This is a genomic window from Streptomyces sp. NPDC048349, assembly GCF_040651925.1.
In the GTDB taxonomy this organism is placed as follows: domain Bacteria; phylum Actinomycetota; class Actinomycetes; order Streptomycetales; family Streptomycetaceae; genus Streptomyces.
On sequence record NZ_JBEZLA010000045.1, the window covers coordinates 47,032 to 65,061 of the forward strand.

Below are 18,030 nucleotides of genomic sequence, written 5' to 3' on the forward strand. Positions count from 1 at the left end.
GGGGCGCAAGGCGGCGCCGGGCCGACGGTCGGCGACCGACGGCCCGGCGTGTCCTGCATCCTGCGAAAGGCCTGGCCTGCGGTTACAGGACGGGGAGGTTCTTGCGCAGTTCGAAGGCCGTGACCTCGCTGCGGTACTCCTCCCACTCCTGCTTCTTGTTGCGCAGGAAGAAGTCGAAGACGTGCTCGCCGAGGGTTTCGGCGACCAGTTCGCTGCGTTCCATCAGGGAGATGGCCTCGCCCAGGTTCTGCGGGAGGGGTTCGATGCCCATGGCGCGGCGTTCGGCGTCGGAGAGGGCCCAGACGTCGTCGTCGGCTCCGGCCGGGAGTTCGTAGCCCTCCTCGATGCCCTTCAGGCCGGCGGCCAGCAGGACGGCGTACGTGAGGTAGGGGTTGGCGCCGGAGTCGATCGAGCGGACCTCGACGCGCGCGGAGCCGGTCTTGCCCGGCTTGTACATCGGGACGCGGATCAGGGCCGAGCGGTTGTTGTGGCCCCAGCAGATGTAGGAGGGGGCCTCGCCGCCCGAGCCGGCCGTGCGGGAGGAGCCGCCCCAGATGCGCTTGTAGGAGTTGACCCACTGGTTGGTGACGGCCGCCGTCTCGGCGGCGTGCTTGAGGAGGCCCGCGATGAAGGAGCGGCCGACCTTCGAGAGCTGGTACTCGGCACCCGACTCGTAGAAGGCGTTGCGGTCGCCCTCGAAGAGGGACAGGTGGGTGTGCATGCCGGAACCCGGGTACTCCGAGAAGGGCTTCGGCATGAAGGTGGCCTGGACGCCCTGTTCGAGGGCGACCTGCTTCATGACCAGGCGGAAGGTCATGATGTTGTCGGCCGTGGAGAGGGCGTCGGCGTAGCGGAGGTCGATCTCCTGCTGGCCCGGGGCGCCCTCGTGGTGGCTGAACTCGACCGAGATGCCCATCGATTCGAGCATGGTGATCGCCTGGCGGCGGAAGTCCATGCCCACGTTCTGCGGAGTGTGGTCGAAGTAGCCGGAGTTGTCGGCCGGCACCGGGCGGGTGCCGTCCAGCGGCTTGTCCTTCAGCAGGAAGAACTCGATCTCGGGGTGGGTGTAGAAGGTGAAGCCCAGGTCCGAGGTCTTGGCCAGGATGCGCTTGAGGACGTAGCGCGGGTCCGCGAAGGACGGCGAGCCGTCCGGCATCAGGATGTCGCAGAACATCCGGGCGGTCCCGGGGGCCTCGGCGCGCCACGGCAGTATCTGGAAGGTGCTCGGGTCCGGCTTGGCGATCATGTCGGACTCGTAGACCCGCGCGAAGCCCTCGATCGCGGAGCCGTCGAAGCCGATGCCCTCGTCGAAGGCCTGCTCCAGCTCCGCGGGGGCGACCGCGACGGACTTGAGGAAGCCCAGTACGTCGGTGAACCACAGGCGCACGAAGCGGATGTCGCGCTCCTCAAGCGTCCGGAGGACGAATTCCTGCTGCTTGTCCATGCCTTCATCCTCGCAGTTCAGACGGCCTGTGCACCACCACCGAGGGGGCCCGGCGCACAGCTGGGGGCGGACCAGTATCGCCAGCGGTGGTTTCCGCCACATTACGCACCCCGCAAAGGTCGTGGCACCCCCGCTCTGACCATGGACTCGTCATGCGCATTACCATCTGCGCCCATGGGGGGCCGGCAGTACACGCGAGGGGGGCGTCACGCACGCCCCGGCCTTCTGCGCGCCGTCCTGACGGCCTTCGGCGTGCTCGCCGCGGGACTCGCCGGGGCGCTGCTCTTCTGCGCGCCGCCCGGTGAACCCCCGGCCCGTGCCGGCGTCCAGGCGCAGGTCCCACGACACCTGCAGGGGCACGTCCAGGGGCACGGACCGGCGACGCACGTCGTCTGCGTGTCCCCGTACGACCTGCCCGGCTGCTCGGCCCTGGCGCACGGGATGCCGGGGCTGCTGCCCGTGCCGCCGCCCGCCGTGACCGTGGCCGGCGGCGATCCGCCGCCCGTCGCCGCGGCCGGCGGCCCGGGCCGGATCCGGGCTCCCCTCGCGCTCGCGCGCGCCCCTGACCTGCATGCCCTCCAGGTGCTGCGGACCTGACGGGTCCGGTTTCGCGTCCACCCACCCCCCTCCAGCAGAAGGAACCAGGGCACCATGGCCAGCAAGTCCGCACACACCCCAGACCCGCACTCCCGCCAGGCGCGCATAGCCGAGATGCGCCGGGCCGAGAAGGCCCGGGAGCGGCGCAACAAGGCAATCGCGATCACGGTCTCGTCGGCCGTCGTCGTCGGTCTCGTCGGCTTCGGCGCCTGGGTGCTGATCGACCAGAAGCAGACCGAGCAGCGCAAGCAGGAGGCCGCGGAGCAGCTCCGCAAGGAGGCCGAGGAGATCCGCAAGAAGCCGGTCGAGGGCGAGCAGCTCTGGGACGCGAAGAAGCTCGGCCGCAACCACGTCGAGACGCCGGTGAAGTACGAGATGAACCCGCCGGTCGGCGGTGACCACCACCCCCGCTGGATGAACTGCAACGGCGACGTCTACAAGACCCCGCTGCCCGAGGTGAACGCCGTCCACTCGCTGGAGCACGGCGCGGTCTGGGTGACGTACAACGAGAAGGCCGCCCCGGCCGACGTGGACAAGCTCGCCGCGACCGTCGGCAAGACGCCCTACACGCTGATGAGCCCGGTCAAGGAGCAGACCGGCTCGATCATGCTGAGCGCGTGGGGCAAGCAGCTGACGGTGGACAGCGCGGACGACCCCCGGGTCAAGCAGTTCTTCACCAAGTACGTGCAGGGCGAGCAGACCCCGGAGCCGGGCGCGGCCTGCACGAACGGGCTGACGGCCAAGTGAGCGGCGCGATCCCCCGTACGTACTGGGTGGCGGGCACGGCCGTGCTGCTGGCGCTGCTGTTCGCGGCGGCGGCCACGGTCGCCGCCGCGAACGGCGGATCGGCGGCCCCGCCCGCGGCCGTGCCCCGGACGCCGGGACTGCACTCCCCCGACGCCGGCTTCGCCCGGGACATGGCGGTGCACCACCAGCAGGCGGTGGAGATGTCGTTCATCGTGCGGGACCGCACGCAGGACGAGGCGGTGCGCAGCCTCGCCTACGACATCGCCAACACCCAGGCCAACCAGCGGGGGATGCTGCTCGGCTGGCTGGACCTGTGGGGGCTGCCGAAGGTGGTGGCGGGCGAGCCGCCCATGTCCTGGATGGGGACGGCCCCGGAGGCCGGCAGCGGGCACACCGGCCACGGCGGCGACGGCGGGCACGGCGGCGCCACCGGCCACGGCCCCGGGCACGCCGCAAAGCCCGGCGCCCTGATGCCCGGCATGGCCACCAAGGAGGAGCTCGCCCGGCTCGAGGCGGCATCCGGCCGGGACGCCGAGGTGCTCTACCTCCAGCTGATGACCGACCACCACCAGGGCGGCGTCGCGATGGCCGAGGGCTGCGCGCGCCAGTGCGCGACCCCGGTCGAGCGTGAGCTGGCCCAGGGCATGGTCGACGCGCAGCGCTCCGAGCTCACCCTGATGGCGGACATGCTGGGGCGGCGCGGGGCTGCGCCGCGCGGGTGACGGGGCACGCCCGTACGGTGGGGGGAGGGCGCCTCCCAGCCGTACGGGCGTGCACTGCCCTCGTCGCACGCCTCCGCTGCAGCCTTTGCGCTGCGGCCCTTCCGTACCGGCCGGGGGCCGCCGAGGCGGGCGCGTCCGCGTCCGCCGCACCACGGCGCTCAGGAGGTTGATGCGATGACCACCGCCGGAGAGATCATGCACGCAGGGGCCCAGTGGATCCCCGCCACCGAGACCCTGGACCGGGCGGCTCAGCTGATGGCCCGCCTCAATGTGGGTGCGCTGCCCATCAGCGACAAGACGGAACGGCTCTGCGGCATCCTGACCGACCGCGACATCGTGGTCGGCTGTGTGGCCAAGGGACACAACCCGGCGAAGGTGACGGCCGGTGACATGGCGCAGGGCACGCCGCGCTGGATCGACGCGGGTGCGGACGTCTCCGAAGTGCTCGAGGAGATGCAGAGCCACCAGATCAAGCGGCTCCCGGTGATCCGGAACAAGAAGCTCGTCGGCATGATCAGCGAGGCCGATCTGGCCAAGCACCTCACGGACGACCAGCTCGCCGGCTGGGCGGAGAAGGTCTACGCGCGGTCCTGATCCGCCGCGTGCCGGACCGCCCGGGCCACCTGGTCCGGGCGGTCCAGCATGACCAGGTGGCCGGCGGGCTCGGCGACCTCGAAGCGGGCCCCGAGCCGGTCGGCGAGGTCCGCCTGCCGGGCCAGCCAGCGCAGGGCGCCGCGGCTCCCGGAGCCGTCGTGGCCCGCGAGGACGGTGGCCGGCGCGGCCAGCGCGTGCGTCGCGCGCAGCGCCAGGACCTCGGCGGCCGCGTCCGGGTAGCCCGCGTTCTCCAGCAGGGCCCCGCGCCAGACGCGGGCGGTGCGGTAGCAGCGGCGTACGAGGTCCCGCTCGGCCGGGTCGCCCCCGCCGGTCCGCGAGGCCCGTACGGTCATCCGGCGGACCGCGGGTCCCAGCGCGGCGGGCAGCCCTGCGGCGGTCACCGCCCGGCCGAGCGCGCGGGCCGCGGCGGTGCGCAGGGCGGCGGGCAGGACCGGCCGGGGGGCCTCCTCCACGCTGGAGTCGACGAGGACCAGGGCGGCGGTGCGCTCGGGGTACAGGCGGGCGAAGGCCTCGGCGTGGAAACCGGCGATCGAGTGCCCGACGACGGTGGCCGGGCCCGTCAGACGCAGGGCGTCCAGCAGACCCGCGATCCGGCGGGCCTCCCCGACGGCGGTCACCGGAGCGGTGGCCGGTCCGCTGAGGCCGTGCCCGGGGCGGTCGAAGCGGACGACGGTGCGGCCCCGGGCCACCAGCAGCCCGGCGACCGCGTCCCAGTCGAACCAGGCCATGGCGAGACCGGCGCTGAGCACGGCCACCGGGCCGCAGCCCTCGGCGACGACGTGCAGCGGGACCCCGTCGACCCGCACGATCCGTCCGACGCCGGTCCCGTGCGAGGCATCCCCGAACGGCACGCCCCCGTGCGGCGCGTCCCCGTACGGCAGGCCCGTGTACGGCGCGTCCCCGTACGGCGCGTCCCCGTACGGCACGCCCCCGTACGGCACGCCCCCGTACGGCACGCCGCCGCACGGCGCGTCCCCGTACGGCACGCCCCCGTACCGCGCGTTCACGTGCGCCGTTCCCGGTGGACGGAGTACGCGAGCAGGCCCAGCCAGAGCGCGACGAACAGCACCTGCAGCCGCTGGCCCGCACCCAGCGCCCAGGTTCCGCGTCCGGCGGTGAACAGGGCGATGGCGGACAGGGTCCAGACGGTGGCGAGCAGTTCGAGGCCGACGAGCACGGGCCCGTAGCGGCCGAGCGGCGCGAACCAGCCGTAGCGGCGGGCCGCAACGGTGAGCGCCACGATCCCGACGAGGGCGCCGGTCATGGCCAGGCTGCTGCTGACGGCATGGGCCTGGTGGGTGGCAGGGACGAGCCCGGCGGTCTCGCGGGCCGCGCACTCCGGGTCCACGGTGGGCGCGCAGCTCAGCGGCAGCCAGGCGTCGGCGGCGGTGGCCGCGCCGAACAGGGCGACCCCGGACCAGCCGGCGACGGCCCACGGGCGGCGGGACTCGGCGTGCCGCACCAGCCGGAGCAGCGCCAGCAGACCGCCGAGGAAGGCGAACAGCCCGGCGGTGAAGTCCGTGGCCCGGAACAGGCCGCCGAGGGGCTGGTCCTGGGCGGCGAGCTCGCTCACGTACGTCTCGATGGGGTTGAGGCCCGTGGAGAGGACGACTTCGAGCACCCACGCGGTGTAGGCGGCGGCGCCCAGCCCGATGAGCGCGGCGACGGGCCCGGCCGTGCGCGGAGAGAGGCCATGAGGGGACATAGTGTGACTAATCCTATGCACACGGGGCGTCGGTCTTCCGATCGGATACCCGCCCCCGGTAACGTCCCGGCCTGACGTGCAGTTCCCGGTGAACCGCCGCGCCGCTCGGGGGCGCGGCACCACCCGGCCGTCAGGTTCCCCCTGCGCTCCCTCCCCAGCGGTACGCCGTGCCCGGCAGCGAGGGTTCCGGGTGCTCGCCGCCGATGTCCGCCCTCCCGGACCGCGGCCACCGGCTCCGGGAACCGCCCGGGAAAACCCGGCGGCGGGCGGGCGGCGGCGTGGCACCCTTGCGGTGATCAGGACAGCTGCGACAAAGGACGCCCCCGCCGGTATGAGCACCCCGCCGAACCCGCCCAGCACCCCGAACGGCCCGCCCACCGAACCGGCCGGCACGCCCATACCCGAGGCGGCCCCGCCGCCGGGAACGCCCACCACGCCGCAACCGCTGTCGCTGGAGAAGCGGCGGCCCGCCGAGCAGACCGCGCCGCCCGGAGGGACCCCGGCGCCGGAGCCGCCTGCGGAACCCGAGGCGCCCGCCGCGCCCCTCTCGCCGGACGAGGCGACCTCCGCGCCCGCGCAGACCGCACCCCCCGCCCAGACCGCACCCCCCGCCCGGACCCCCTCGCTCGAGAAGACCCCGCCGCCCGCGGAACCCGAGGCACCCCGGCACAACCCCTTCGCCCCGCCCCACCCGGACGCCCCCACTCCGCCGGCTCCCGCGACGGGCCCCGCCGGCGGCGGCTTCGGCCCCGGCGGCCCCGGCGGCCCCGCTCAGCCGTGGGCCCAGCCGGGGGCCCAGCCGGGGGCCGGCTTCGGCGCAGGCCAGTACGCGGGGTACGCCGGGTACCCGGGGTACGCGGGGTACCCGCAGGCCGCCCCGGTCACCAACGGGCTGGCCGTCGCCGCCCTGGTCGTCGGGATCATCGGCGTCGTGCTCGCCCTCGTCCCCTTCTTCTTCTGGGCCGGCGCCATCCTCGCCGCGACCGCCCTCGGCCTCGGCATCGGTGCGCTCGTCCGCGCCTCCAAGGGCGCCCCGCGCAAGGCGATGGCCGTCACCGGAACGGTGCTCGGCGTCCTGGGCCTCGGAGCCGCCGTCGGCGGTGTCTTCCTGACCGCCCTCGTCGTGGAGAAGGCCGTCGACCGGGCCGGCGCGGAGCTCGACCCGCAGCAGGACCGCGAGCTGATCCCCTACCCCGACTCCTCGCCGACCGCGAAGCCGATGCCGACGGCCGCCCCCTCCCAGATCCCCGGCCTGACCAGCCCGCTGGCGTTCGGCGAGACCTTCACGTACCCCAACGGCGTCAAGGTGACCCTCTCGGCACCGAAGAAGTACCAGCCGAAGGGCATCGTCGCCCGCGAAGAGGTGAAGAACGCGATCCAGATCACGATCACCATCACCAACGGCTCGACCGAGCCGCACGAGGTGATCTACGCGATGCCCAACGTCCGCGACGACAAGGGCATGACCGCCGAGATGGTCTTCGACATCGGCGGCGCCGGCGGCGGCGTCCCCAAGATGATCCAGGGGTCGATCCTGCCCGGCGAGTCCGCCAGCGGGATCGCGGCCTTCGAGGTTCCCGAGGGCACGACGGGCATCAGCGCGGACATCTCCGCCGGCACCCTGCTCGACGACGTGCAGTACGCCGGCCCCCTCACCTGAGCCGGCGGTCCGGAACGGAAAACGGCCGGGCGCCCAGGACATCGCGTCAGAAAGACGATTACACTGGGCCCCGTGCCTCAACTACGCCTCGCTCTGAATCAGATCGATTCGCACGTCGGCAACATCACCGCCAACGCCGACTCGGTCGTCCACTGGACCCGGCACTCCGCCGAGCAGGGCGCCCACCTGGTGGCGTTCCCGGAGATGGTGCTGACCGGGTACCCCGTCGAGGACCTCGCGCTGCGCGCGTCCTTCGTCGAGGCCTCCCGCACCGGCCTGCGCGAGCTCGCGCGGCGGCTGGCGGACGAGGGGCTCGGCGAACTGCCGGTCATCGTCGGCTACCTCGACCGCACCGAGAAGGCGACGCCCCGGCTCGGCCGCCCGGCCGGCTCCCCGGAGAACGCGGCCGCCGTGCTGTACCGCGGCGAGGTCGTGCTGCGCTTCGCCAAGCACCACCTCCCCAACTACGGCGTGTTCGACGAGTTCCGGTACTTCGTGCCGGGCAACACACAGCCCGTCATCCGGGTCCACGGCGTCGACGTGGCCCTGGCCATCTGCGAGGACCTCTGGCAGGAGGGCGGCCGCGTCCCGGCGACCCGGTCGGCCGGCGCCGGGCTGCTGATCTCGATCAACGCCTCCCCGTACGAGCGCAACAAGGACGACGTGCGCCTCGAACTGGTCCGCAAGCGCGCCCAGGAGGCCGGCTGCACCCTCGCCTACGTGGCGATGATCGGCGGCCAGGACGAGCTGGTGTTCGACGGGGACTCGATCGTCGTCGACAGCGCCGGCGAGGTCATCGCCCGCGCCCCGCAGTTCTCCGAGGGCTGTGTGCTCGTCGACCTCGACCTGCCCGCGGCGCACCCCGACGCCCCCGAGGGCGTGGTCGACGACGGGCTGCGCATCGACCGGGTGGTCCTGTCCGAGGAACCGGTCGAGCCGTACGAGCCGGTCGTACCCGGCGGGTACGCCGACCGCCTCGACGACGACGAGGAGATCTACGACGCGCTGGTCGTGGGCCTGCGCGCGTACGTCAAGAAGAACGGGTTCCGCTCCGTCCTGATCGGGCTGTCCGGCGGCATCGACTCCGCGCTGGTCGCCGCGATCGCCTGCGACGCCGTCGGCGCGCAGAACGTCTACGGCATCTCGATGCCCTCGAAGTACTCCTCGGACCACTCCCGGGGCGACGCGGCCGACCTGGCCGAGCGCACCGGCCTGAACTTCCGCACCGTGCCCATCGAGCCGATGTTCGACGCGTACATGGGCTCGCTGGGCCTCACCGGCCTGGCCGAGGAGAACCTCCAGTCGCGGCTGCGCGGCACCATGCTGATGGCGGTCTCCAACCAGGAGGGCCACATCGTGCTGGCGCCGGGCAACAAGTCGGAGCTGGCCGTCGGTTACTCCACGCTGTACGGCGACTCGGTGGGCGCGTACGGTCCGATCAAGGACGTGTACAAGTCGGACGTCTTCCGGCTGGCCCACTACCGCAACCGGGCCGCGGCCGAGCGCGGCGAGGTCCCGCCGATCCCCGAGAACTCGATCGTGAAGCCGCCGAGCGCCGAGCTGCGCCCGGGCCAGGTGGACACGGACTCGCTGCCCGACTACCCGGTGCTGGACGCGATCCTCGCCCTCTACGTGGACCGCGACCAGGGCCTGGAGGAGATCGTCGGGGCCGGCTTCGACGGCGAGCTGGTCGCGAGGACCCTGCGGATGGTGGACACGGCGGAGTACAAGCGCCGCCAGTACCCGCCGGGCACGAAGATCTCGGCGAAGGGCTTCGGCAAGGACCGCCGGCTGCCCATCACCAACGGCTGGCGCGAGCACACGTAGCCGCCGGTCCCGGCTCACGGGGAAGGGGCCCGCCGCACCGGCGGCGAGCCCCTTCCCCTGTCGTCCTACAGCGTCAGCCGCGCCGCGATCGGCAGGTGGTCGCTGCCCGTGCGCGGGAGGGTCCAGGAGGCCTCCGGGGTGATCCCGCGGACCATGATCTGGTCGATGCGGGCCATCGGGAACTGGGCGGGCCAGCTGAAGCCGAAGCCGTCGCCCGCGGCGCCCTGCGTGGAGCGCATCTGCGAGGTGACCTCGGACAGGGCGCGGTCGTTCATCGTGCCGTTGAGGTCGCCGAGCAGGATGACCTTCTTCAGCGGTTCGGCGGCGAGCGCGGCGCCCAGCGCGTCGGCGCTGTTGTCGCGCTGGTTGGCGGTGAAGCCCGCGTTCAGTTTGACCCGTACCGACGGCAGGTGGGCGACGAAGACGGCGACCTTGCCGTGCGCGGTGTCCACGGTGGCGCGCATGGCCCGGGTCCAGCCCATCTTGATGTCGACGGGGCTGCCGGCGCTCAGCGGGTACTTGCTCCACACGCCGACCGTGCCCTCGACGGAGTGGTACTTGTACGTGCCCGCCAGGGCCTTTTCGTAGACGGGGACGGCGCTGCCCTTGAGCTCGGTCAGGGCCAGCACGTCGGCTCCGGACCTCGCCACGGACTCGGCGGTTCCACGCGGGTCGGCGTTGTCGGCGTCGACGTTGTGGGTGGCGACCGTCAGGTTGCCGCCGGAGCCGGATTTGTCGGTGACCAGGCCGCCGAACAGGTTCGCCCAGACCACGGCCGCCAGCAGTATGGCGAGGAGCGCGGTCGCCGACCGGCGGAGCAGGGCGGCGGCCAGCAGCACCGGGACGGCCAGGCCCAGCCAGGGCAGGAAGGTCTCGGTGAGGCTGCCGAGGTTGCCCACGTCGTTCGGCAGCTGCGCGTGGAAGATCATGACCAGCGAGATCAGGACCGAGATCGCGGCGAGCACCAGCCCGCGCCGCCAGATCCCCGGGTCACCGCGCAGTTCGGCCAGCCGGCGCCGGAAGCGGGATCCGGAGGGCTCGGGCTCCGAGCCGCCGTTCCCCTTTTCCGTCATGTACGCCTGTGCCATGCCACTGCCCTCACTGCCGTGCTCGCGCTCCGTCCCCGCCCCTTGACCCTAGGCGATGTACGGAGCCTTCCGTGCGCTATGTCACGACCGCCTGTCGCGGCCGTACGTTCCGGAGGACGAACGCCCGCGTGCCAGGGGTTCCGCTTGTCACGAAACGCGCACATTGGCTCGAGCCGGCGTGGAGGGGGCGCCGTGCGGCCCGCCACACGGCCCGTACCACTTCCGCCGCGGGCCGGGCGGGTGCGACGATGGGGGGTGAGTCCGGGGACGCCGTGAGGGCGCCTCGAGATGACACAAGGAGCAGTTGCAATGACGCATGCCGTTTCGCCTGCCCGCGAACCCGCAGCAGCATCTCCGTCGGGCACCGCCACCCTGTACGGAGGGTCGGGCACCCGCCGCATCACCATCCGCGACCTCACCCTCGCCAAGGAACGCGGCGAGAAGTGGCCCATGCTGACCGCCTACGACGCGATGACCGCGTCCGTGTTCGACGAGGCCGGCATCCCGGTGATCCTCGTCGGCGACTCCATGGGCAACTGCCACCTGGGCTACGACACCACCGTTCCGGTCACGATGGACCAGATGACCATGCTGTCGGCGGCCGTCGTGCGGGGCACGAGCCGGGCCCTGGTCATCGGCGACATGCCGTTCGGCTCGTACCAGGAAGGCGCCGTGCAGGCGCTGCGCAGCGCCACCCGCCTGGTCAAGGAGGCCGGGGTCGGGGCGGTCAAGCTGGAGGGCGGCGAGCGCTCGCTGCAGCAGACCGAGCTGATCGTGCAGGCCGGCATCCCCGTCATGTCCCACCTGGGGCTGACCCCGCAGTCGGTCAACGCCATGGGCTACCGCGTACAGGGCCGCAGCGACGAGGCGGCGCACCAGCTCCTGCGGGACGCCAAGGCGGCGCAGGACGCGGGAGCCTTCGCGGTGGTGCTGGAGCTGGTTCCGGCCGAGCTGGCCGCCGAGGTCACCCGGTCCCTGCACATCCCGACGGTCGGCATCGGCGCGGGCGCGGAATGCGACGCGCAGGTGCTGGTGTGGACCGACATGATGGGTCTGACCGGCGGGAAGATGCCGAAGTTCGTGAAGCAGTACGCGAACCTGCGCCAGACCATGAACGACGCGGCGAAGGCCTTCGCCGAGGACGTGGTGGGCGGAACGTTCCCGCAGGCGGAGCACTCCTTCCACTGACCGCGCAGCGCGTATCCGACGGCCCGCCGACCCGACGTCGGCGGGCCGTCGGCCGTTCGCGCAGGCCCGCCGGCCGCCCGTCACGGACCGTCGGCGGCCTGTCGGCCGGATGTAGGCCGGCTGTCGGTCGGCTGTCGGTGCTCTGTCAGTGGCGGCTGGTCCCATGGTGGACATGACGCGAAACGACAAGAGCCCCAACGCCGTGGAAGTACGGGGGCTGGTCAAGCACTACGGCGAGACCAAGGCCCTGGACGGTGTCGACCTGGACGTCCGCGAGGGCACGGTCCTGGGGGTGCTCGGACCCAACGGCGCCGGCAAGACCACCCTGGTGCGCTGCCTGTCCACCCTGATCGTCCCGGACGCCGGGACCGCGACCGTCGCCGGCTTCGACGTGGTCCGCCAGCCGCGGCAGCTGCGCCGCACCATCGGGCTCACCGGCCAGTACGCCTCGGTCGACGAGAAGCTCTCCGGCTGGGAGAACCTCTACATGATCGGGCGGCTGCTCGACCTGTCCCGCAAGGACGCCCGTTCCCGCGCGGACGAGATGCTGGAACGGTTCTCCCTCACCGATGCGGCGAAGAAGGCCGCCATGAACTACTCGGGCGGCATGCGCCGCCGCCTCGACCTGGCGGCTTCGCTGATCGGCCACCCGGCCGTCCTCTACCTGGACGAGCCGACCACCGGCCTGGACCCCCGTACCCGCAACGAGGTCTGGGACGAGGTCCAGCGGCTGGTCGCCGAAGGCGCCACCGTCCTGCTCACCACCCAGTACATGGAGGAGGCCGAGCAGCTCGCCGACGAGCTGACGGTCATCGACCGCGGCAAGGTCATCGCCAACGGCAAGGTCGACGAGCTGAAGGCCCGGGTCGGCGGCCGCACCCTGCGGATCCGCCCCGTGGACCCCGCCGACCTGCCGGGCATGGCCCGCTCGCTGGCGCAGGCCGGCCTCGACGGCGTGGCCGGCTCGCAGGCCGTGCCCGACGAGGGCGTCCTGCTGGTGCCGATCCTGAGCGACGAGCAGCTGACCGCCGTGGTCGGCCTGCTGGCCGCCCGCGGGTTCGCGATCGCCGACCTCGGCACCTACCTGCCCAGCCTGGACGAGGTGTTCCTGTCCATCACCGGCCAGAAACCCGCCACCGAGATGACCGAGGAGGTCGCGGCATGAGCACCGCCACCACGACGAAACCCGCCGGGGGCGCGCCCGCCCGGGCCGCCGCGGCCGCCGTCCCCGGCGAGGGCCGGATCGGCCTGCGGGCCAACCTGCGGCACATCGGCGCCTTGGTGCGCCGCAACGCCCTGCAGATCAAGCAGGACCCCGAGTCGATGTTCGACGTCCTGTTCATGCCGATCATCTTCACGCTGCTGTTCGTCTTCGTCTTCGGCGGGGCGATCTCCGGCAAGGGCAACCAGGGCGAGTACGTCAACTACGTGGTGCCCGGCCTGATGGCCATGATGGGCATGAACATCGCGATGGGCGTCGGCACCGGCGTCAACGACGACTTCAAGAAGGGCGTGATGGACCGCTTCCGGTCCATGCCCATCGCCCGGTCCTCGGTGCTGATCGCCAAGATCGTCGTCGAGCTCGGCCGGATGATGGTCGCCATCGCGATCCTGCTGTCCGTGGGCTTCATCCTGGGCCTGTCGATCAAGACCTCGGTGCTGGACCTGTTCCTCGCCATCGGCCTGTCCGCCGTCTTCGGCGCCTCGCTGATGTGGATCTTCATCCTGCTGGGTCTGACGCTGCAGACCGCGCAGGCCGTCCAGGGCATGGCGATGCTGGTCCTGATGCCGCTCCAGTTCGGCAGCTCGATCTTCGCCCCGCCGTCCACCATGCCCGGATGGCTGCAGAGCTTCACGGACTACAACCCGCTGTCCAACCTGGCCGACGCGGCCCGCGCCCTGATCAACGGGGCACCGGTCGGCAACTCGGTGTGGATGACCCTGGCCTGGTCGGTCGCCATCACGGCGGTCACCATGCCGCTCGCGGTGCGCAAGTTCCGCCAGAAGACCTGATCCGCGGACCGGTCCGTTCGGATCGCGTCCCGGACGGGCTCCGGCCGAGGGCCGGGTCAGATGAGGGCGGTGGCCTCCTCCAGGGTGAGGCCGCCGCCTTCGGCGTACGCCGCCTCGTACGCGGCGTCGCCGAGCGCGGCCCGCGCCCGTTCCACGGCGAGGGCGGCGTCCTCGCGTTCCGAGGCGACCGGGACGTGCCCGGCCGGCAGGTGGGCGCGGTAGGCGCCGATCAGCCGCGCGCTCTGGTACGCCTGCTCGCGGCCGCCGAGGCACACCCGGGCCACCGCGGCCGTCAGCAGGTACAGGGCGGGCATGTGGGGGGCGACCATCATCGCCAGCGGGTGGCGCACGGCGCCCGCGGCCTCACGGGCCAGCGCCAGGGCGTCCTCGTGCTTCCCCTCCCGGTTGTCCAGCCAGGCCGTCGTGGCGAGCAGGAACACGTCGAACACGGCGAAGGCGCCGAGCGCGAACTCCTCGCGCAGCAGCTGGATCTGGGCGCGGGCCTCGGCGAACCGGCCGGTGCGGCCGAACAGGGTCGCCAGGAACATCCGGGCCGCGGGCATGAACTCGTTGCCCCAGCGGTCCACGACGGTGAGGCACTCGGTCAGGATCCGCTCGGCCTCCTCCAGGCGGCCGCTCTCGATCAGGGTGCCGGCCATCCGCACCCGCAGCACCGTCACCTGCGCCTTGGCGCCGAGGCGTTCGGCGTACTCGATCGCCTCGCGGTAGTCCTGGGCGGACAGGTCGTAGTCCCCGCGCTTCTCCCGGGACTCGGCACGGGCCGACAGGGCCTCCGCGCAGCCCCAGTCGTCGCCGAGTTCGCGGAAGAGGGCCAGGCTCTCGTCGGCGTCGCGGGAGGCGTCGCCGGCCCAGTCGGCGCGGTTGGCGAGGATGTTGGCCCGCAGCTGGAGGCCGGAGGCCAGCTCCCAGCGGTAGCCGAGTGCGCGGGCGGTGTCGACCGTCGCGTCCACGACCCGCTTGAGCAGCCCCGCGTCCCCCGCGATCATCACGGCGTAGATCCACAGGGAGGCCGGGGTGCGGCAGGTCTGCGGCAGGCCGGGCCGGTAGGTGGCGAGCACGCCCCGCACCTGTTCACGGACCTCGGGGGTGTCCCAGTCGGTGTTCGTCTGGTCCCTGGCCGCCAGGCGTACGAGGTGCAGGGCGCGCCAGCCCTCGGCCAGCATCTCGCCGGAGTAGGGCGGGGGTGAGTCGACGAGCCGTTCGTACACGGGCTCGGCGGGGACGTGGGGCGGCCGGAACGGGTCGGGGCCGAGCTCGGCGGCGGCGTTGGACCAGTGGCGGGACTCGGCGCGCAGGTCCTGCATGTGCCAGTACCAGCCGAGCGAGTGGACGAGGCACAGCACCTCGCCCGCGTCGCGGGTGGCGACGGCGCGGCGCAGGGCGGTACGCAGGTTCTCGTACTCGGTGGCGAGCCGGTCGGCGGCCGCGCGCTGGCCGTGGCCGCGCAGCAGCGGCTCGGTGGTGCGGGCGAGTTCGCGGTAGTGGACGAGGTGGCGGCGCGCGGTGTCCTCCTGGTCGCGGCCGGCCCCGGCCAGCCGCTCGGCGGCGTACTCGCCGACCGTCTCCAGCAGGCGGTAGCGCATGCCGGAGCCGTCGGGGCCGGGGGTGGCCACGACGAGGGACTTGTCGACGAGGGAACCGAGGATGTCGGCGACGTCGAGGTCGCCCTCGGCGCACACCGTCTCGGCGGCGGCGAGATCGCAGCCGCCCGCGAAGACGGACAGCCGCCGCAGGACGGTGCGCTCGGGCTCCTCCAGCAGGTCCCAGGACCAGTCGACGACGGCGCGCAGGGTCTGCTGGCGGGGCAGCAGGGTGCGGGCGCCGCCGGTCAGGAGCCGGAAGCGGTCGTCGAGGCGGTCGGCGATCTGGCGCGGCGTCAGCAGCCGCAGGCGGGCCGCGGCCAGTTCGAGGGCCAGCGGCAGGCCGTCGAGGCGGCGGCAGATCTCGGCGCAGGCGGCCGGGTCCTGGGCGACGGTGAACCCGGCCCGGGCCGCGGCGCCGCGGTCGGCGAGGAGGCGCAGTGCGACCGGGTCGGGCAGCGGTTCCACGGGGCGCAGCGTCTCCCCGGGCACGCCGAGCGGTTCGCGGCTGGTGGCCAGGATCCGGACGCCGGGGCAGTGGGTCAGCAGGCGCTCGGCGAGCTGGGCGGCCGCCTCGACGACGTGCTCGCAGTTGTCGAGCAGCAGCAGGAGGCGGCGGCGCGCGCAGTGCTCGGCGAGGCGGTCGAGGGGGTCGTCCCCGGCGCGGTCGGTCAGCGCCCGCAGCTCCTCGGCGGCGGCGCCGCGCAGCTTGGTCTCGCGCGCTCCGAGCGCGGCGAGCACGGCCTCGGCGATGTCCTCCGGGTCGGCGGGCCCGTCGACGGGTGCCAGCTCGACCAGCCAGACCCCGTCGGGCCAGCCGGCCGGGTCCTGGGCCTCGGCCGCTTCCTGGGAGAGCCGGGTCTTGCCCGCGCCGCCGGGCCCGAGCAGGGTGACGAGCCGCGCGCGGGCGAGGTCGCCGCCGATGACGCGGATGTCGTCCTCGCGCCCGACGAAGGTGGTGAGCCGGGCGCGCAGGTTCCCGGTGGCGGGCCGGCGCTCCGGCTGCGCCGACGGCGGGCCGGGGGGAGTTGCGGCGCCGGGCTCCGGGTGAGGGCCGGGCTGCGAGTGCGGGCCGGGCTGCGCCGGAGCCGAGGGCTGCGGGCGCGCACCCGGAGCCGAGGGCTGCGGGCGCCCGCCGGGTGCCGGGTTCAGCAGGTCGGCGTGCAGGGCGCGCAGGGCGGGCCCGGGGTCCGTGCCGAGACGGGCGGCCAGCTCCCGGCGGACCGTGTCGTACGCCTCCAGGGCCTCCGCCGGGCGGCCCGCGTCGCGCAGCGCCCGTATGCGCAGGGCCTGCAGGGGCTCGTCGAGCGGCTGCCGGGCGCAGAGCGAGGTCAGCTCGGGCAGCACCTGCTCGGCCCCGCCCAGGGCCAGGGTCGCGGCGAGCAGGCCGCGGCGCGCGTCCATCCGTACGGCGTCCCAGCGCGCGGACTCCGCGGCCGGGTCGGGGAGGTCCGCCAGGGCGGGACCGCGCCACAGGGCGAGCCCGTCCTCGTACAGGGCCGCCGCCTTGGCCGGGTCCCCGCTCTCCAGGGCCTCGGCCCCGGCCCGGGCCAGCCGCTCGAAGCGGTACAGGTCGACGTCCTCGCGGTCGGCGGCCAGCAGGTAGCCGCCCTCCCCGGAGCGCACGGCCGCGCGCCCCAGCGCCCGCCGCAGCCGGGCGACCAGCGCCTGGAGGGCGGCCGGCGCGTCGGCCGGCTGGTCGCCGTCCCACACCTCCGCAACGAGCAGGTGCGCCGGCACCGCCCGGCCGGGCCGCAGCGCGAGCGCGGTCAGCAGGGCCCGCAGGCGCGCTCCGCCGACGGCGACGGGGGTCCCGTCGTCGCGCATGGCCTGGGCCGTCCCGAGAATCGCGTAACGCACCGGCCCATTGTCCCCGTCCGGGCGCCCCACCCCGACCTCATTTCCCTCCGGCGACCGGGATAGGTTGCGCGGCATGGGTCATCAGGGCAGCCGCGGTGAGCGGCGGATCAGTTCCGTATTCCTCGGTATCGCGGCCGTCATGGCGGTCACCGGCTGGGCCGTGTGGACGGGGTACTCGACCAGCACCGGGCTCGCCGTGTTCCTCTTCGTGACCTCGGCGTGGGTGGTCTCCCTGTGCCTGCACGAGTACGCGCACGCCCGCACCGCCCTGCACGGCGGCGACCTGACGGTGGGCGCCAAGGGCTACCTGACCCTCAATCCCCTCAAGTACACGCACGCGCTGCTCAGCATCGTGCTGCCGGTGATCTTCGTGATCCTGGGCGGTCTGGGCCTGCCCGGCGGCGCGGTCTACATCGAGCGCGACCGCATCCGGGGCCGCTGGAAGCACAGCCTGATCTCGGCGGCGGGCCCGCTGACCAACGTGGCCTTCGCCGTGGTGTGCACGGCGCCCTTCTGGCTGGACGCCCTGGACGGCGTCCCGGTCGCGTTCCGCTATGCGCTGGCCTTCCTGGCTCTGCTCCAGGTCTCGGCGGCGATCTTGAACTTCCTGCCGGTGCCGGGCCTCGACGGCTACGGGGTGATCGAGCCCTGGCTCTCGTACCGGGCCCGCCGCGAGCTGGCGCCGCTGGCACCGTTCGGTCTGATCGCGGTGTTCGCGCTGCTGTGGATCCCGGAGGTCAACGCGTTCTTCTTCGACGTGGTGCGCGACGTGCTGTCCGGCCTGGGCGTGTCGGACCTGGACACGTACTGCGGCCGCGACCTGTACCGCTTCTGGCAGGAGGGCAACGGGGTCTGCGCCCTCCCGCAGGACTAGGGGGTGTCTGACGGAGGTCCGTGGTGAAGGAGCGGTGTCCGGTGCGTGCTCTCGGCGTGCCGGCCGGATGCCCCCGTACTGGACGTACT

At 73.3% G+C, this 18,030-nt stretch carries 15 protein-coding genes; 10 read left to right on the top strand and 5 right to left on the bottom strand.

What is annotated here, in order from left to right:
- Nucleotides 1-82: 82 nt before the first annotated feature.
- Nucleotides 83-1,444, bottom strand: a complete 1,362-nt coding sequence (locus AB0D44_RS23540; RefSeq protein WP_362594336.1) for a glutamine synthetase family protein — start codon at nt 1,442-1,444, stop codon at nt 83-85.
- 174 nt (nt 1,445-1,618) lie between these two features.
- Here AB0D44_RS23540 and AB0D44_RS23545 point away from each other — a divergent pair, with 174 nt between their 5' ends.
- From AB0D44_RS23545 to AB0D44_RS23560, 4 genes are all read left to right on the top strand, one after another.
- Nucleotides 1,619-2,041: a hypothetical protein gene (locus AB0D44_RS23545; RefSeq protein ID WP_362594338.1), complete on the top strand. Its 423-nt coding sequence runs from the start codon at nt 1,619-1,621 to the stop codon at nt 2,039-2,041.
- A 54-nt stretch (nt 2,042-2,095) separates the two neighbouring features.
- A complete protein-coding gene (locus tag AB0D44_RS23550; protein WP_362594340.1) occupies nt 2,096-2,788 on the top strand; it encodes a DUF3105 domain-containing protein in 693 nt (230 codons plus the stop codon).
- Nucleotides 2,785-3,510, top strand: a complete 726-nt coding sequence (locus tag AB0D44_RS23555) for a DUF305 domain-containing protein (protein ID WP_362594342.1) — start codon at nt 2,785-2,787, stop codon at nt 3,508-3,510. Before AB0D44_RS23550 ends, AB0D44_RS23555 begins: the two co-directional genes overlap by 4 nt.
- 174 nt (nt 3,511-3,684) lie before the next feature.
- Complete coding sequence (locus AB0D44_RS23560) at nt 3,685-4,104, top strand: CBS domain-containing protein (RefSeq protein WP_362594344.1); 420 nt, start codon at nt 3,685-3,687, stop codon at nt 4,102-4,104.
- On the opposite strand, the gene AB0D44_RS23565 is transcribed toward AB0D44_RS23560, so the two are convergent.
- Complete coding sequence (locus AB0D44_RS23565) at nt 4,089-4,934, bottom strand: alpha/beta hydrolase (RefSeq protein ID WP_362594368.1); 846 nt, start codon at nt 4,932-4,934, stop codon at nt 4,089-4,091. The two genes, AB0D44_RS23560 and AB0D44_RS23565, sit on opposite strands and share 16 nt — an antisense overlap.
- 194 nt (nt 4,935-5,128) lie before the next feature.
- Complete coding sequence (locus AB0D44_RS23570) at nt 5,129-5,830, bottom strand: DUF998 domain-containing protein (RefSeq protein WP_362594346.1); 702 nt, start codon at nt 5,828-5,830, stop codon at nt 5,129-5,131.
- A 331-nt stretch (nt 5,831-6,161) separates the two neighbouring features.
- Between AB0D44_RS23570 and AB0D44_RS23575 the strand changes: the two genes are divergently transcribed.
- Together AB0D44_RS23575 and AB0D44_RS23580 are read left to right on the top strand one after the other, a co-directional pair.
- Nucleotides 6,162-7,490, top strand: coding sequence for a DUF4190 domain-containing protein (locus tag AB0D44_RS23575; RefSeq protein ID WP_362594348.1), 1,329 nt, complete (start codon nt 6,162-6,164; stop codon nt 7,488-7,490).
- Nucleotides 7,491-7,562: 72 nt separating this feature from the next.
- Complete coding sequence (locus AB0D44_RS23580) at nt 7,563-9,317, top strand: NAD+ synthase (protein ID WP_362594350.1); 1,755 nt, start codon at nt 7,563-7,565, stop codon at nt 9,315-9,317.
- Between the two features lie 65 nt (nt 9,318-9,382).
- Here the strand turns inward: AB0D44_RS23580 and AB0D44_RS23585 are convergent, their stop codons facing one another.
- The gene (locus AB0D44_RS23585; RefSeq protein WP_362594352.1) at nt 9,383-10,405 is read right to left on the bottom strand and encodes an endonuclease/exonuclease/phosphatase family protein; all 1,023 of its coding nucleotides are present in this window, start codon (nt 10,403-10,405) and stop codon (nt 9,383-9,385) included.
- 309 nt (nt 10,406-10,714) lie between these two features.
- On the opposite strand from AB0D44_RS23585, the gene panB reads away from it, so the two are divergent.
- From panB to AB0D44_RS23600, 3 genes are all read left to right on the top strand, one after another.
- A complete protein-coding gene (gene panB / locus AB0D44_RS23590; RefSeq protein WP_362594354.1) occupies nt 10,715-11,593 on the top strand; it encodes a 3-methyl-2-oxobutanoate hydroxymethyltransferase in 879 nt (292 codons plus the stop codon).
- Nucleotides 11,594-11,765: 172 nt separating this feature from the next.
- Nucleotides 11,766-12,758 (top strand): ATP-binding cassette domain-containing protein, encoded by a 993-nt coding sequence (locus AB0D44_RS23595; RefSeq protein WP_362594356.1) that lies wholly within the window; start codon nt 11,766-11,768, stop codon nt 12,756-12,758.
- Nucleotides 12,755-13,606, top strand: a complete 852-nt coding sequence (locus AB0D44_RS23600) for an ABC transporter permease (RefSeq protein ID WP_362594358.1) — start codon at nt 12,755-12,757, stop codon at nt 13,604-13,606. The genes AB0D44_RS23595 and AB0D44_RS23600 overlap by 4 nt, the downstream gene beginning before the upstream one ends.
- A gap of 56 nt (nt 13,607-13,662) precedes the next feature.
- On the opposite strand, the gene AB0D44_RS23605 is transcribed toward AB0D44_RS23600, so the two are convergent.
- Nucleotides 13,663-17,034 carry a BTAD domain-containing putative transcriptional regulator gene (locus AB0D44_RS23605; RefSeq protein ID WP_362594370.1) on the bottom strand — a complete coding sequence of 1,124 codons (3,372 nt, stop codon included), beginning with the start codon at nt 17,032-17,034 and terminating at the stop codon, nt 13,663-13,665.
- A gap of 106 nt (nt 17,035-17,140) precedes the next feature.
- On the opposite strand from AB0D44_RS23605, the gene AB0D44_RS23610 reads away from it, so the two are divergent.
- Nucleotides 17,141-17,941: a site-2 protease family protein gene (locus tag AB0D44_RS23610; RefSeq protein WP_362594360.1), complete on the top strand. Its 801-nt coding sequence runs from the start codon at nt 17,141-17,143 to the stop codon at nt 17,939-17,941.
- Nucleotides 17,942-18,030 lie beyond the last annotated feature (89 nt).